Source organism: Parasedimentitalea marina (assembly GCF_004006175.1).
Lineage (GTDB): Bacteria > Pseudomonadota > Alphaproteobacteria > Rhodobacterales > Rhodobacteraceae > Parasedimentitalea > Parasedimentitalea marina.
The window spans coordinates 3271083-3286128 of sequence record NZ_CP033219.1 but is presented as its reverse complement, the minus strand read 5'-3'; the positions used below and the strand labels follow the sequence as shown (position 1 = coordinate 3286128).

At 55.9% G+C, this 15046-nt stretch carries 11 protein-coding genes; 4 read left to right on the top strand and 7 right to left on the bottom strand.

The window, feature by feature from the left end; translation table 11 throughout:
* Window positions 1–188: 188 nt before the first annotated feature.
* From EBB79_RS15830 to EBB79_RS15805, 6 genes are all read right to left on the bottom strand, one after another.
* Entirely contained in the window at window positions 189–467 is a 279-nt protein-coding gene (locus tag EBB79_RS15830; protein WP_127749794.1) for a DUF2160 domain-containing protein, read from the bottom strand.
* On the bottom strand, window positions 467–1264 hold the full coding sequence (locus tag EBB79_RS15825) for a carbohydrate ABC transporter permease (RefSeq protein WP_127749793.1): 798 nt from the start codon (window positions 1262–1264) through the stop codon (window positions 467–469). Before EBB79_RS15825 ends, EBB79_RS15830 begins: the two co-directional genes overlap by 1 nt.
* A 14-nt stretch (window positions 1265–1278) precedes the next feature.
* A complete protein-coding gene (locus EBB79_RS15820; RefSeq protein ID WP_127749792.1) occupies window positions 1279–2142 on the bottom strand; it encodes a carbohydrate ABC transporter permease in 864 nt (287 codons plus the stop codon).
* Window positions 2139–3224: an ABC transporter ATP-binding protein gene (locus EBB79_RS15815; RefSeq protein WP_127749791.1), complete on the bottom strand. Its 1086-nt coding sequence runs from the start codon at window positions 3222–3224 to the stop codon at window positions 2139–2141. The genes EBB79_RS15820 and EBB79_RS15815 overlap by 4 nt, the downstream gene beginning before the upstream one ends.
* Window positions 3225–3233: 9 nt before the next feature.
* Window positions 3234–4298, bottom strand: coding sequence for an ABC transporter ATP-binding protein (locus EBB79_RS15810; RefSeq protein ID WP_127749790.1), 1065 nt, complete (start codon window positions 4296–4298; stop codon window positions 3234–3236).
* A gap of 140 nt (window positions 4299–4438) precedes the next feature.
* Window positions 4439–6172: an ABC transporter substrate-binding protein gene (locus EBB79_RS15805; protein WP_127749789.1), complete on the bottom strand. Its 1734-nt coding sequence runs from the start codon at window positions 6170–6172 to the stop codon at window positions 4439–4441.
* Between the two features lie 263 nt (window positions 6173–6435).
* Here EBB79_RS15805 and EBB79_RS15800 point away from each other — a divergent pair, with 263 nt between their 5' ends.
* The 4 genes from EBB79_RS15800 (at window position 6436) to EBB79_RS15785 (ending at window position 12457) form a co-directional block, all read left to right on the top strand.
* Window positions 6436–7554, top strand: coding sequence for a THUMP domain-containing class I SAM-dependent RNA methyltransferase (locus EBB79_RS15800; protein WP_127751033.1), 1119 nt, complete (start codon window positions 6436–6438; stop codon window positions 7552–7554).
* Window positions 7555–8395: 841 nt separating this feature from the next.
* Window positions 8396–9424, top strand: a complete 1029-nt coding sequence (locus EBB79_RS15795; RefSeq protein ID WP_238704927.1) for a hypothetical protein — start codon at window positions 8396–8398, stop codon at window positions 9422–9424.
* A 642-nt stretch (window positions 9425–10066) separates the two neighbouring features.
* Window positions 10067–11077, top strand: coding sequence for an AraC family transcriptional regulator (locus tag EBB79_RS15790; RefSeq protein WP_127749788.1), 1011 nt, complete (start codon window positions 10067–10069; stop codon window positions 11075–11077).
* 369 nt (window positions 11078–11446) lie between these two features.
* A complete protein-coding gene (locus EBB79_RS15785) occupies window positions 11447–12457 on the top strand; it encodes an AraC family transcriptional regulator (RefSeq protein ID WP_164860832.1) in 1011 nt (336 codons plus the stop codon).
* 61 nt (window positions 12458–12518) lie between these two features.
* Here EBB79_RS15785 and EBB79_RS15780 read toward each other — a convergent pair whose 3' ends face one another.
* Window positions 12519–15035: a hypothetical protein gene (locus EBB79_RS15780; RefSeq protein ID WP_127749786.1), complete on the bottom strand. Its 2517-nt coding sequence runs from the start codon at window positions 15033–15035 to the stop codon at window positions 12519–12521.
* Window positions 15036–15046: the final 11 nt, after the last annotated feature.

Sequence of the window (15046 nt, the reverse complement as noted above, 5' to 3'; positions counted from 1 at the left end):
GCAAACGCGGCGACTGTTACAAAATTGTGCGCTTCCGCGCGCTCTGTTCAGTGGGTTGCTTGGTGATATATCCTCACAGCTGCGGCGCCTTTTGGAAGGGATTGCAGGGGGGGCAGAGATGGCCCTGAGGGGTAGATCTGCCCTCAGAGCCGATATTTAGTGTTTGACGCGAAAAGCGCACCGCCGGGTTAGACTTTGCGAAAACAGAAAATCCCCCAGCCGATTGATAGGACCAGTGGTCCCCAAAGCGGCATTCCGATCAGGCCCAGCCAGGCCAAGAAGATATAGCTGGTGCCCAGCAGGGTGATGAACAAGCGGTCACCGCGAGTGGTCACAAGTCCCAGCACACCTTTGCGTTCGTCGCCGCCGGGCGTGCGGATTTCGAGGAGGATCAGCACGCCGATCGCAGAGAAGATACCGATAAAGACCAATGCTGTGGGCCAGGTCCAGGCCATCCATGAAAACATTATACCCTCCCCATCGCGAAACCCTTCGCGATATAGTTACGGACAAAATAGATCACGATCGCGCCCGGTATGATTGTCAAAGTGCCTGCGGCTGCCAACAGTCCCAGCTCGTAACCCGCACTGGATGCGGTTTTGGTCATGATGGCCGCAATAGGTTTGGCTGCGACTGCGGTCAGCGTTTTGGCCAGCAGCAGTTCCACCCAGGAGAACATGAAGCAGAAGAAGGCAGCAACGCCGACACCGGCTTTGATCGACGGGATAAAGATAGTCGCAAAGAACCGGGGGAAGGAATAGCCGTCCACATAGGCGGTCTCGTCCAGTTCTTTGGGCACACCGCCCATGAACCCTTCCAAGATCCACACTGACAGCGGGATGTTGAACAGGCAGTGCGCCAGCGCCACGGCCAGATAGGTATCGAACAGCTCAAACGCCGAGTAGAGCTGGAAGAAAGGCAGGGCAAACACCGCCGCCGGTGCCATGCGGTTGGTCAGCAGCCAAAAGAACAGCTGCTTGTCGCCCAGAAAGCGGTAGCGGCTGAAGGCATAGGCGGCTGGCAGCGCCACGGTGATCGAAATGACCGTGTTCAGCGTCACATAGGAAATCGAGTTGATATAACCCCAGTACCAGGTCGGATCGGTAAAGATCACCTTGTAGTTTTCCAGCGTGAAGGTCTGAGGAAATAGTGAGAACCCGCCCAGGATCTCGTTTGTGGTCTTAAAGCTCATAGCGACCAGCCAGTAGATCGGCAGCAGCAGGAACAGGATGTAAATGATTGGGACGATGGATCGTTTTTTCATCTCCACGGTCTCCTTTAGTTCAGGTCGTCTTTGGTCATCAGCGTGTAGAACAGCCAAGAAACCAAGAGAGTGATTGCAAAGTAGATCAGCGACATCGCAGCAGCCGGGCCGAGGTCAAACTGGCCAAGGGCGCGTTTCACCAGATCGATAGACAGCAGCGTGGTCGAGTTGCCGGGACCGCCACCGGTCAGCACAAAGGGCTCGGTGTAGATGTTGAAACTGTCCATGAACCGCAACAAGATGGCGATGGTTAGAACTGGTTTCATCTTAGGCAGCTGGATGAACCGGAACACGGACCAGTTGGAGGCTCCGTCGATTTTTGCAGCCTGATAATAGGCATCCGGGATCGAGACCAGACCGGCGTAGGCCAGTAGCACCACAAGTGAGGTCCAGTGCCAGACATCCATGGTGATGATGGTGATCCAGGCCGCAATTGGGTCCTGGGTCATGTCATAGTTGATGCCCAGCACGTTGTTCAGGAAGTAGCCCAGCAACCCGATGTCGGGCAGGGTGAAGATGTTCCACATTGCGCCAACAACGTTCCATGGGATCAGCATGGGCAGTGCCATGAGCACCAGACATACCGGCACCCAGATGCCTTGACGTGGCATCGCCAGAGCGATGGCAATGCCCAGTGGAATTTCGATTATCAGGATCAAGCCGGTGAACAAGAACTGTCGTCCCAGCGCCTTGTAGAACCGTTCTTCAGTCAGCAACTGCTGGAACCAGTCCAACCCCTGCCACAGGAACACGTTGTTACCGAATGTCTCCTGCACCGAATAGTTGACCACCGTCATCATCGGGATCAGTGCGTTAAAGGCGACCAGCACCAGCACGGGCAGCACAAAGAACCAGGCCTTCTGGTTTACGGTTTTCATGACAGTGCCTCTTGCGATTGGGTGGCAATCCAGCCGTCGACATACAGTCGCGTCTGGTTCTGTTGGAAATTTAGAAACACGGGGGCGCCTCTATCGGGTCCGGCACCTTCGATGATGGCGCTGATCTTGCTGCCGTTTGCGTCACATTCCACCACTGTGTGGCGGCCGACGTCCGAAACCTTGCTGACCGTGGCGGGCAAGCCGCTGGCTGCAAGTGTCACAAATTCGGGGCGAATGCCGATTTCCGTGCGGCCCTTGGGCTCGCCCAATATGGCACCTTCCAGCGCAATCAATTGGTCGGTGAAATAGGCCTGTCCATCAGTCAGAGTACAGGGCAGAACATTCATGCCAGGTGAGCCAATGAAGTGGCCGACAAAGGTATGGGCCGGGCGGTCAAACAGCTCAACCGGGGTGCCGATCTGAACAACTTCGCCGTCCTGCATCACCACCACCTGATCGGCAAAGGTCAGGGCCTCGGTCTGGTCGTGGGTGACATAGATCATCGTTGCTTTGATGCGCTGATGTAGTTCCTTCAGCTTGGATCGCAGCTTCCACTTCAGATGCGGGTCGATCACTGTGAGCGGCTCATCGAACATCACGACATTGACATCCTCGCGGACCAATCCACGTCCCATCGAGATCTTTTGCTTGTTGTCCGGACTTAGACCAGCGGCCTTGGTGTCCAGCATATCGGTGACTTCCAACATCTCGGCGATGGCCATGACGCGTTGCTTGACGGTGTCCTCGTCACGGCCACGGTTGCGCAGCGGGAAGGCGAGGTTATCGTAGACAGTCATGGTGTCGTAGATCACCGGGAACTGGAACACCTGCGCAATGTTGCGCTTGTCCGGGGCCAGTTTGGTGACGTCCTCTCCATCAAAAAGTATACTTCCCTCTGACGGGACCAGCAGACCGGAGATGATGTTCAACAGGGTGGATTTGCCGCAACCAGACGGGCCCAGCAGCGCATAGGCACCACCATCGTTCCAGTCGAGATCGATTTCCTTGAGAGCATAGTCCGAGGGTTCGGATGGGTTCGGGTAATAGCTGTGACGCAGCCTTGAGAGTGTAATTTTAGCCATTGTTGCGCCTCACGCCACGCGGGAGCCATCGGGTGCAAAAACGTAGCACGCGGATGGGTCCATATAGAAATCATGGGTTTCGCCCACAAGGTAGGGGTGAACACCAGCTGCCAGAGAAACCCAGCTGCCACTGCCCATATCGAAATGGGCGCTGCTTTCTGAGCCGGACAGCTCGGTCACCTGGACCTGACCGGACAGGCGCACTGTGTTTTTATCAGTTACCATCGGCAGCACGTGATGGGGGCGAATGGCGATGGTGTATTTGCCATCCACAAGCCCTGCAGCGTCGCCGGGCATGGCCCAGGATACACCGGAACCCAAGGTGGCGTTGCTGCCTTGCTTGGTAATTTCAGCTGTGTTGATTGGCGGATCCGAGAAAACAGCAGCAGCGGAAACATTGGCCGGGTTGCGGTAGATGTCGGCGGTGACGCCAAATTGGGTCACATGGCCGTCTTCCATCAGTGCGGTCTGACCGCCCAGCAACAGGGCTTCTTCGGGTTCCGAAGTGGCATAGACCACCACCGCACCGCGACCGGCAAACAATTCGGGCAGTTGGTCACGCAGTTCTTCGCGCAGTTTGTAGTCAAGGTTGGCCAGCGGTTCGTCCAAGAACACGGCCTTGCTTTCCTTGGCAATGGCGCGGGCCAATGCGGTACGCTGCTGCTGGCCACCGGACAGTTCATGCGGCATCCGCTTTAACATTGGGCGCAGCTGCAAAATATCTGCCGCCTCTTCGACGCGACCTTGAATTTCAGATTTGGCCATACCCGCGACTTTCAGCGGCGAGGCGATGTTTTCGTATACCGTCATGTGCGGGTAGTTGATGAAAAACTGGTGCACCAGGCTGATATTGCGTTTCTGGGTGTTGAGCTTGGATACGTTCTGACCATCCATCCAGATCTCGCCACTGGCTAGGGGGTCAAGCCCAGCCATCAGTTTGATCAGAGAGGTTTTTCCAGATCCGGTTGCGCCCAACAGGACATTGAAGTGACCAGGTTGCAGGATCAGGGAGGTCTCCTTGACATGCAAATTGGCGCCGACGCGCTTGGTCACAGATTTTAATTCGAGAGCCATCTTGGTGGGGCTTTCCGGCAGGTGGCCAGTTGCACGCGATGTTGCGCATTCTTTGGGATAATGTGCCCCAGAGACCGGAAGGGATCTCTGGGGCGAATGGGCTGAACACTTGCTGGGGTCAGCCCATCAGGAAGGACCTGTTACTCAGTGGCCCAGCGGGCAACCAGATCGTCATAGTTGACGGTCTGACCTGCAGGTTTCTCGTTGTCCAACATTGGCTTGGCGCCACCATTGGCCATCCACCAGTCCGCGTCTTTTTCTTCGTTCAGACGTGGGCCACATCCGCCGTAGACATTGGCAGCCTCATCGGCGCGCTGCATGCGGCCCATGGTGATGTCCATTTCTTCGGCCAGACGATCCATGGCTTCCTGTGGTGTGAACGCACCCGAGTTGACGTCACCAATCTGCTGCCACCAGATCTGGGCCAGCTTTGGATAGTCAGGCACGTTGATGCCAGTCGGCGACCAGGCAACACGATCAGGCGAACGGTAGAATTCTACCAGACCACCCAGTTTGCCAGCCCGCTCCGAGAAGCTCTCGTGGTTGATCGAGCTGTCGCGGATGAAGGTCAGACCAACGTGGCTTTTCTTGACGTCCACAGTCTTGGAGACCACAAACTGCGAGTAGAGCCATGCTGCCTTGGCACGATCCAGAGGAGTAGACTTGAGGATCGTCCAGGAGCCAACGTCCTGATAACCAACCTTTTGGCCTTCTTCCCAGTATGGGCCGTGTGGGCTAGGTGCCATCCGCCACAGTGGCGTGCCTTCGGCATCAACAGTGTTGTTGCCTTCGGACTGTGGTTTCACCATGTCGGCGGTGAATGCTGTGTACCAGAAGATCTGCTGAGCAACATTGCCTTGCGACAGGGCTGGCAGTGACTGATAGAAGTCAAAGCTCGCAGCACCTGGAGGGGCATAGGCCCGCAGCCATTCGTCCCATTTGCGGATCGCATAAACCGCAGCTGGACCGTTTGCAGCCCCACCACGAGTGACACTTGCGCCCGATGGGTTACAGGAACCGGCTTCCATGCGGATGCCCCATTCGTCGATTGGCACACCGTTAGGCTCACCTTTCGAACCAGCACCGGCCATCGACAGCCAGGCATCAGTCATACGCCAGCCAAGGTCAGGCGCGCGCTTACCATAGTCCATGTGACCATAGATGGCGGTACCGTCGATTTCCTTGACGTCCTTGCTGAAGAACTCGGCGATGTCTTCATAGGCAGACCAGTTGACCGGAACACCCAGATCATAGCCATACTTGGCTTTGAAGGCTTCCTGCAGGTCGGCTCGGTCGAACCAGTCCTTGCGGAACCAGTACAGGTTGGCAAACTGCTGATCGGGCAGCTGGTACAGGTCGCCATCCGGGCCAGTGGTGAACTGGGTGCCCATGAAGTCTTCCAGATCCAGACCCGGGTTGGTCACGTCAGCGCCTTCGCCTGCCATAAAGTCGGTCAGGTTGTAGGCCAGTTGCAGACGCGAGTGGGTGCCGATCAGATCCGAGTCATTGACGTAAGCGTCATAGAGGTTCCGCTGCGTTTGCATTTGGGTCTGAACCGCCTGCACAACTTCGCCTTCACCCAAGATCTGGTGGTTGACCTTGATGCCGGTGATTTCTTCAAAGGCCTTGGTCAGAACTTCGGACTCGTATCCATGTGTCGGAATACCCTCGGACAGCACGTTGATTTCCATGCCGGCAAAAGGCTGTGCAGCCTGAATGAACCACTGCATTTCTGCCAGCTGTTCGTCCTTGGTCAAAACTGAGGGTTGGAATTCCTCGTTAATCCATTTGTTGGCAGCGGCCTCATCGGCATGCCCTATTGATCCCGCAACTACAGCAGACGCTGCAACAGCGGAGAGAAGATACTTGCGCATCTTGTCGCCTCCCTTAAGTATAATATGTCAGAAGTGCTCTGCGGCACCTGACTGGCCCATAGATTTCCTTTGATCTTCGTTTTTGTCAAACTAATTTTTTAGTTTCTAATAACATATTGTTTTTTATTGATATTTTTCGAAGGTGATCGAAGGTTAAAACAACTCTCGTTGCCGTGAACCGCCGGATTCTCTGATGTGACGCTAGGGTGGCGGCTCTTAAAATAACGGTCGCTGCGCTGTGGAATTCGGTCTATGCAGTGGCCATGATGACAGAGACAGAATTTGATATCTTCCTCGTTGCAGCTCCGGGAACGGAGGTGGCACTACGGGATGAAGCCCGCGAAAAGGGCTTTGGATCACCCTCGGTCCAACCCGGAGGCGTCACCATTTCAGGCACCTGGCCGGACGTCTGGCGCGCCAATCTGCAGCTGCGTGGGGCGGCACGTGTGTTGGCGCGCATTGGCGAAATACGCGCCTTTCATTTGGCCCAACTGGACAAACGTGCCCGTAAATTCCCCTGGGGCGATGTGCTGCGCCCGGATGTGCCGGTCAAGGTCGAAGTAGTCACCAACAAGAAGTCCAAGATCTATCACGCAGGGGCTGCCATCCAACGGTTTGAAAAAGCCATCAGCGAGGAACTTGGCGCGCCGATTTCAGCCGAGGCAGATGTGCGCATCAAGGTGCGTATTGATGATAACCTTTGTATCATCAGCGTTGATACCTCAGGCGAGGCGCTGCACAAACGGAACCACAAACCCGCCGTAGGCAAGGCGCCAATGCGCGAAAACCTGGCGGCGATGTTTCTTAGCCAATGTGGCTATGATGGCAGCGAGCCGGTGGTGGATCCGATGTGTGGTTCTGGCACTTTTGTGATCGAGGCGGCAGAGATTGCAATGGGTCTGATCCCGGGCCGCAGCCGCAGCTTCGCCTTTGAGCAACTGGCCAATTTTGACGAGGCAGCCTGGCAGAAGATGCGTGGAGCTGGGCAGGGGACAGCGACCGAGTTGCGGTTCTACGGATCTGACCGCAATGCAGGTGTCGTTGATGCGGCCATTTCCAACGCCGGGCGCGCCGGTGTCGACGGGTGCACGGTCTTCACCCATCAGGCGGTCAGCGATCTGACGCCACCAGATGGCCCCCCGGGACTGGTGATTGTTAACCCACCTTATGGGGCGCGAATTGGCAACAAGAAGCTGCTCTATGCGCTGTACGGTGCGCTGGGCAAAACCCTGAGCGCTCGTTTTTCCGGCTGGCGGGTGGGTATTGTGACCAGCGAGGCTGGGCTGGCCAATGCAACCGCGCTGCCGTTCCTGCCCACAGGGGCCGCAGTGGCGCATGGCGGTATCAAAATCCGCCTGTTTCAAACGGCGCCGCTTCGTTGAGGATCTGGCGTCGTGCTAGTCTCAACCAGAAAAACTTGGAGGGACGCGGCGGATGCCGGCTAGCCGTTGCAGATAGGGTGGAGGGGCACCTCCCCAGTTGCCCCCCCGGGTGACGATGGTCTACCAATGGGCAAACGAACCGTCGTCTGTGTTATCCGAGATCTTCCGGATAAATTTTATTCTATTTTCGCGAGCGCAACACCGGAGCAATTCCAGCACTGGATGACTGTCCATTCAAGCCCGAGGTCCCTTGGGTAAGATCGCAGGTGGTCTTGGTGTCCGGCACGTTCTGTTTTGCGAGAAAACTGTCGTACCAATGGTGAAATCCGCGCCCTTCTACACCACCGTTATGATATGAATTTGCGCAGCATGCACTGGCTCCGAGGCACTCACGGCCGAGCGGATCGCCCTCAAATTCCGTGCGGAACCCATGTCTTCCCCAGTGTCCCCAGATCATTGTTTTGCCCCCCCCCGGGTCTCAACCAATCTGCCTGATATTAGCAAGTTGTCGCAGATGTCCCTGCAATAATCACCAGATCTTCAGCTCGCAGGCACCCTAGGCGGCCAGAAGCCGGGCTGACAAACTTTTAACTTCATTTGAGGTGAATTGAGATTAATTTCGGAAATTGTGGAGACAATGTCCTGCTCAGAGCGGGATTGTTTCCAAATAGTGTTGAAATGTGATGTTGTGTACTGGCAGGTGGGACCGAATTTTTTTTCTGCGGTTGATAACAATGCCGCAATTCAGCCCCAAAAAATGCTGATATTATAGGACAGTGCAGGGTTGTATTGGGCGCTCGCCCGGCTGAATGACCAGGGACGGCGAATAAAGGGTATTTTCGTGGTGAAAGACAGCAACCAAAGCCGTATCAGCCGCATTGTGGACACAGCCGAGCAGCATTTTGGACAACGCATCGCGCGAGTGACGACACCGGGCGGTGAGCGACGATCTTCAGTCCGTTTGCATTTTGAGGGCAAAGACGTGATTGCGACTCTGCGATCCGATTTTCGCCGCACCCACCTCGAGGCTTTTACACTGGACCGTTTGGCCCCGTTCACAGGTAATATTCCCAGGGTTTTGGGCGTGGTGGGTGACATCCTGTTCCAGTCCGATGTTGGCCGCCGCCGCCTGAATCAGGAAATCGTGCTCCACGGAAGCGGCAAGCAACTGGACTTGGCTGCTGATGCGGTGGCGGGCATATTCCGGTATCAATCCGCAGCGCGTCAAACGGATCTGAGTGATGTTCTGCCGCATCTGGGGGCCAACAAAGATTGGGTGGCCGATATCGTCAACTCGGTGGATGCATTGCAGCCTTATTCCAGTGGTATTTGCAGCACATTTGATCGCGATGCGGTGGCGTTGGCCGTGTCCTGCCCTGGATGTCAGTTCGTCAAATGGGATTGCCGGTCGGGCAACGCCGCGGTTGGCGCAGGGGGGCACCTAAGTTGGTTTGACTTTGAATATTGCGGGCTGCGTCATGGTGCTGAGGATTTTGCTTGGCTGATTGGTGACGAAGCCTGGCCAATCGTGCCGGATCTGATGGTTGACGTGATGATTGATGCCTTTGACCCGGGCTGTGGTTACAAGATTGCCGATTACTTGGAATACTTGTCGGTCTACCTGGCCCTTCATTGTGTGCAACGTTTCAAGCTGATCCTCAAAGAGGCTCAAAAATGTGGCTGGCTTTCGAAAGAGAATATCCGTCAATATGATGACGCGGGGGTTCACCCTGCGTTTGCGGTACAAATCTGCAAGGTAGGGCAGTATTTCTCGGCGCAATCCAGCCTGACCGCCGCCCTGACCCGAAATTTTGAAGACGCCGCAATAACATTTGAACGCATCATGCAGGATTGGGTTTCGATGAAGTAATCCGATCCGTGGTGCCCTTTTGGCCGCTGATAGCTTGGATGGGAGAAACGCGCGCGGGGCAGTTACGACTTGTCGATGAATATTTGGGGTGATCTGAACAATGGAAGAATGGAAGAATGGAAGAAAAGGGGCCCCAAAGAACGAGTTACCCCGGAGATACAGTCCACAGCCCAAATACTCCCGCGCCCGCGCGGAGCATCTGCTAACGCAGATCCACCTTGCGGTCTTGGGCCTGGCGCCGCGCAAGCGCGGCGCCAGGCCCAACGGGAGCCGAACGTCCTTGGATGTTTGGCGACGGGCGGGAGATGTCGGGGAGATAGTCCGCCGCGCATTGCTCAGAATTGAACCACCGGGTCAAAATCAGTGATTGGAAAACGTTGGGAATTGTCTGGTCCACTGTTTGCCGCATAAATTTCAACGGCGTTGTATGACTGTGAAACCCGCCAGGCGCCCCCTCGTGGCAATAGTTTCTGCCATCACGAGAAACTGCCCTAGGTTACTCCCTAGTTAATGTGTCGAACCAGTTCCTCATTCGTGGGAGTGGTGCCTGTTTAGTGGAGCTGGCGTGCTCGCTCCATGTCCTAGAAGGCGACTGGAAATACACGTCAGGGGCGATATGAGTTGTATAGACGAGGTGTAACGATGGCAGGTGGCGACCAACAGCATACCGCAGTGTTTGCCAAGATGGTGGCTCGTAGTCTGATTGAACAAGGATATGATCAGCACACTGTATTTCGTGGAACGGCGTTTGACGACACATTGATGCAACTAGAGTCCCCGATTGCAACTGCCCAGGATGTCATGAGCTTCTTTGAGCAGGGAGCCTTGTTGACCAACGATGACCTATTTGGATTTCAGCTTGCGCAGGGCCAAGACAGCCGCAGGGTGGGACTGGTGTGTTATGTGGGGCTGGCAGCTCCAAATGTGGCTGCGTTCCTTGCTAATTATGCCCGTTATTCCCGGATCTACAGCGATGTTCTGGAGTTGGACTTTTCCCACTTGCCGGACAATGGGGTAGTGGGGTGGCAATTCAGTATCTCCCCCGGCGTAGAACGGCGCCAATACGTTGAATATACCAGCACAATTTTTCTGAATACTCTGCGCCATTTCTCTGGGTCTGACATCGTTCCGGTGCAAGTCAGTTTTGAGCACCTCAGGCGCCAAAATGTGGACAAACTGGAAGCTTACTATGGCTGCAAGATTTCCTTTGGGGCCGTTCGAAACAGCTTTGAATTCAGGGCTGAAGACCTTGCACTGCCACTGATTTCCTCTGACCATCAATTGCTTAAGGTCTTACAAAACTATGGGGATCAGGTCCTGGCGGAAAAAAGCCGTGAGTTGCCTGGGCTGGTATTTGAGGTTGAGCGCGTCATTGCCGATCTGTTGGCCCGTGGGGCGGCAACTCTGGATAATGTCGCAATCGAAATGGGGATGAGCCCTCGGACCCTGTCTCGCAAGCTGGCTGCCGAAGGAACCAGCTTTTTTCGAGTCCTGGAAGACCTGCGTAAATCCCTGTCCAAAAGCTATCTGCGTGACAGTGATCTTGTCCTTGCGGAAATTGCCTTTTTACTTGGGTATTCCGGACTGAGCAGTTTCAATGAGGCCTTTAAGCGTTGGACTGGCTCTAGCCCAGGGCAATATCGCACGGTTTAAGAGCGACGACTTGGCCATGTATTGCTCTCAAGAGACGGGTCAGTCGCCGATGCCAAGTATTGGAAGATACGGTGTTGAACACTGGCCATACCTTATCCCCAATGTTAACGATATTCAGTCGGACCTTGATTTTTTGCCATCAAATGAGTCTCTTTTCGCAAAGTAAGTTTGAATGACGACCTGATCTGCCAACTGATAATCGTATTGACCTGTCTGGCAGCTAAATTATAGGCGATGTGAAATTGCTGATTTGTCATCCGACCTGAAAGGCGCCAGTGCTTTGGAATTTGCGGGTCTGCTGAACACCTTATGCCAGATTTGGCGTTTGAGGATCACCATACGGCTGATGTTAAAAGGAGACCCTTACATATGGCTGGCTCAGCCGAACAGCATTTAGCTATTTTCGCCAGTATGCTGGCGAATCGACTGATAGAGCGCGGCTTTGCTGCGGAGGATATCTTTCGTGGGACCAACTTCGACTCGACGCTACTGACGGAAACCGTACCGATGTGTGCTTTGTCCGATAGTGTACAGTTTTTCGAACGGGCTGCCCTGCTGACCAAGAATCAAAACCTCGGTTTCCAGTTTGGCAAGGATCAGGATATTCGGCGCGTTGGGCTTATTTGCTATGTTGGCCTGGCTGCCCCAACTGTTGGCGGGTTTCTGGCAAATTTTGCACGTTATTCACGGGTCGCCAGCCCTGCGCTGGAAATTGACAAGTCCCAGTTGTTGGATGCCGGGATGATTGACTGGGAATATGCGATTTCTCCCAGTCTGAAACGCCGCCAGTATGTTGAATTTTCGGCTGCAAGCCTTTTGCACACGATACGTCAGTTTACGGTGGATCGGGTGTCACCAAGGATGGTCCGGTTCCAGCACAACAGGCGCAACCAAATTGCCGAAATTGAGGATCATTTTGGCTGTAAAATTGAGTTCGGAGCCGCGAGTAACGGTTTTACATTTGCTCTGGAGGACTTGGAGCGTCCTTTGACCTCGGCTGATGAGCAGCTGTTGTCTGTTTTGCAGGGGTATGGCGACAAGATCCTGGCCGATATGGCGCGTCAGAATCCAGGTCTGGTGGTCGAAGTCGAACGCGCAATCGCTGAGCAGCTTGGGGCCGGATCAGTGACGCTGGAAACCGTTGCCAGCGGATTAGGCTTAAGCCCGCGCACGCTGTCGCGAAAGCTGGCCGCCGAGGGCACCAGTTTTTTTCAATTGCTAGAGGGTCTGCGCATTTCTCTCTCGAAAAGTTATCTGCGTGACAGCAATCTAATGTTGGCTGAAATTGCATTCTTACTGGGATATTCGGGGTTGGGTAGTTTCAATGATGCGTTCAAGCGCTGGACCGGCCACAGTCCCGGGCAATTTCGCGCAGAATAATCACGCCATTTCTGGTGTCGCGGTCAGAGATACAGGCCGTGGCGATATTGCGATCTGTCGGCTATTGTCTTACTGCGACCAGCGCATTCCAACGTGGATTATCGTCGTCAAGTGTCCTCAACATGCCCCAGCTGCCCCATTTGGCAGGGGTAGACACATCAACATATGCAGTGAACATCTGCCCCCCCAAAGCCTGCCAGCCGGCCAATAGCTCGGCGTAGAGTGCGCCCATTTCCGGGGTGTAGTTAAGGTGGGTGAAGAACCCGGTCAGAGCCTTGTCATCCACCATAGGGCCGATGCCGACCACATGGCTGCCGCCTTCATACATGATCAGGTCCAATCCGTGCTCGGCGGCAATGTCGGCATGATAGGGCAGCACCCGTCCGAGTAAATCCACTACAGTGTCGACAGGGTCACCCGAAATCAGTCCATCCCGCAGCTCCAGTCCTGCCTGTACACTGGCAACATCATAACGATGGGTCGTGATGAAATTGCGCTTTGCATCGCCTTTCAGGCCCTTGCGACGGGCCTCTTCAACGGCCCGCTCTGTACTGTCGGCGATCCAGGCCCGTACCACGTCAGCCCGCTCTTTATATCCTAAAATACCGCCAAAATAGCCGGTTACTGCATAGGCGTCGAAGGATCTGGCGGGGGCCGAGCGGTCGGGATGTTCAGCCACCCAAAGCGGCGCTTGCAGGATTTGTTGTTCCAGCCCCAGCCAGCCAGTTTGCGTGGCCAGGATGCGCACCAACTGCTCTGGCGCACGATCCCCGAAGACTGCACTCCAGATCTGCGCCATCTCGGCGGCGCGGCCGCCATAAAATTGCATCCACAGATCATCACTTCCCCAGCGCGCGACAGCCTGATCCTTGGCCCATTGCGCCTGTGGGAATTGCCCGTTCCAGACTTCGTTCGAATATTCGACATAAACCTTTTGCTCATCACTCAGCCGACTGGCTGCCAATTGGGCAAAATTCTGGAAATAGCCGTCATTGCCGGCATGGGGCATGGTAAACCAGGGATCGGCGCCCAATTGGGATGCCAGCGCCAGCATGACCTCGGCAGGGACACCATTACGCCCCCAGGTGTAATCACTCATCTGCGGGCGATTCTCCCACCCGACGTGAGTAGAGTTGTTGGTGACCATCCAGTCCATGAACCGCAACGCGGAAAACCCCTGCAGCCGCGCCAGCCACTGCGGGTTAAACAGGGCTCCCACGGCATGGGCGTCCAGGTGCTCTTGTTTGACAACACTAATGTTGCGCACATAGTTATTGGAACGGGCACGGTCGGTGCGTTGGATACGGATTTCAACAGGGCCAGGGCCGGGGGTATAGTCAAACCAGACCTGCTGATCGCCGTAGCGCACGTTTCGGCCGCGCCCCGAGACCTCGACAATGCCGTCGCCGTCAAACCGCAGCAGGTAACGACCGGCCAGCGACAGGGCTGTTTCCGGCAGATCAGTCAGGATTACGGTCCCAACCGAGCCCAATTCGGGTGGAATAGCGGTGGGCCAGCCGTCCGGGTCAAGATAGCCCGCCTCTGCCAGTTCATCATGCCCGACGCCTCCCCATTGTCCTGCGATATGGCCGACCCAGGGGCGGGCAGTTTTGAAATGGTCCAGAAACGGCGCCTGCGGGCTCCAGTCGGCAATCGCAGCGAGATTGATGGCGACCGGTTGGCGCATAACAGTCGGGGCGCCCTGTGGTTGGGCTGAAACCGCACGGTTGAGCCGGGCCAGGGTGGGCTCCTCGGGAAGAGGAGCGGGGTCGGGGGGCAGGGCGGTGCGGCTTTCTGACCCCTGAGCTGCCTCCCATGCGATCTTTTGCAAGCGCAGGGCCAGCTTGGGAGACGGTGCGGTGTAGCGCGCTCCATAGCGGTTGGTCAGCTGGTGGGGTAAGCCAACCGGTGTGTCCCCGGTCAGCACGCCATATTGCAGCAGGGCCAAATAATAGAACCCAATGTCATTGGGGTGGATGTCATCGGTAAAAACGTCCTGAATGCGAGTTATCCCCGGCACCGTGCCCGCCTGAATGGCATCATCCAACCGTGCCATCGCCTGTCCCGCTGGCAGCAACTGTATCTGGCCGCCCGTTTTGGCGTTAGCCCGGTCAACCACGCCTTGCCAGCGCGGCAAGTCTTGCTCCAGCCGGTCCCGCCAGGGCGTGGCCATGCCGTCGTCAAACTCGACCAGCTCACCACTGCCGCTGCGCAAGCTATGCCAGGTTTCCTGCAGGTAGAACTGCACATCCGGATTGGCGGCAGCTGACAGCTCATAGAACTGGGCAACCGCGTCCGAGGTGCCGCTCCATTTCAGGTGGTTGGCTAGCGGTATCGCCTCGGTCACGATCACCGCGTCCGCAGGGTGGCGCAGCCGCGCCCGCGCGTTGATGCCCTCGGCCTTGTCGGCGTGCTCCCAATTGTACTGCAGCGGAGCGCCATTGAGGATTTGCGCCTCGACGGTCACCGGGTTTTCACTGCGCGCCTGCAGCAGCTGGTCCAGCATGCGCGGGTTGTCCGGACCAAACAGGCTGTGCCCGATCATGATAACCGAGCCGACAATCGTGCTCCAACTCATCCCGGCGTCTC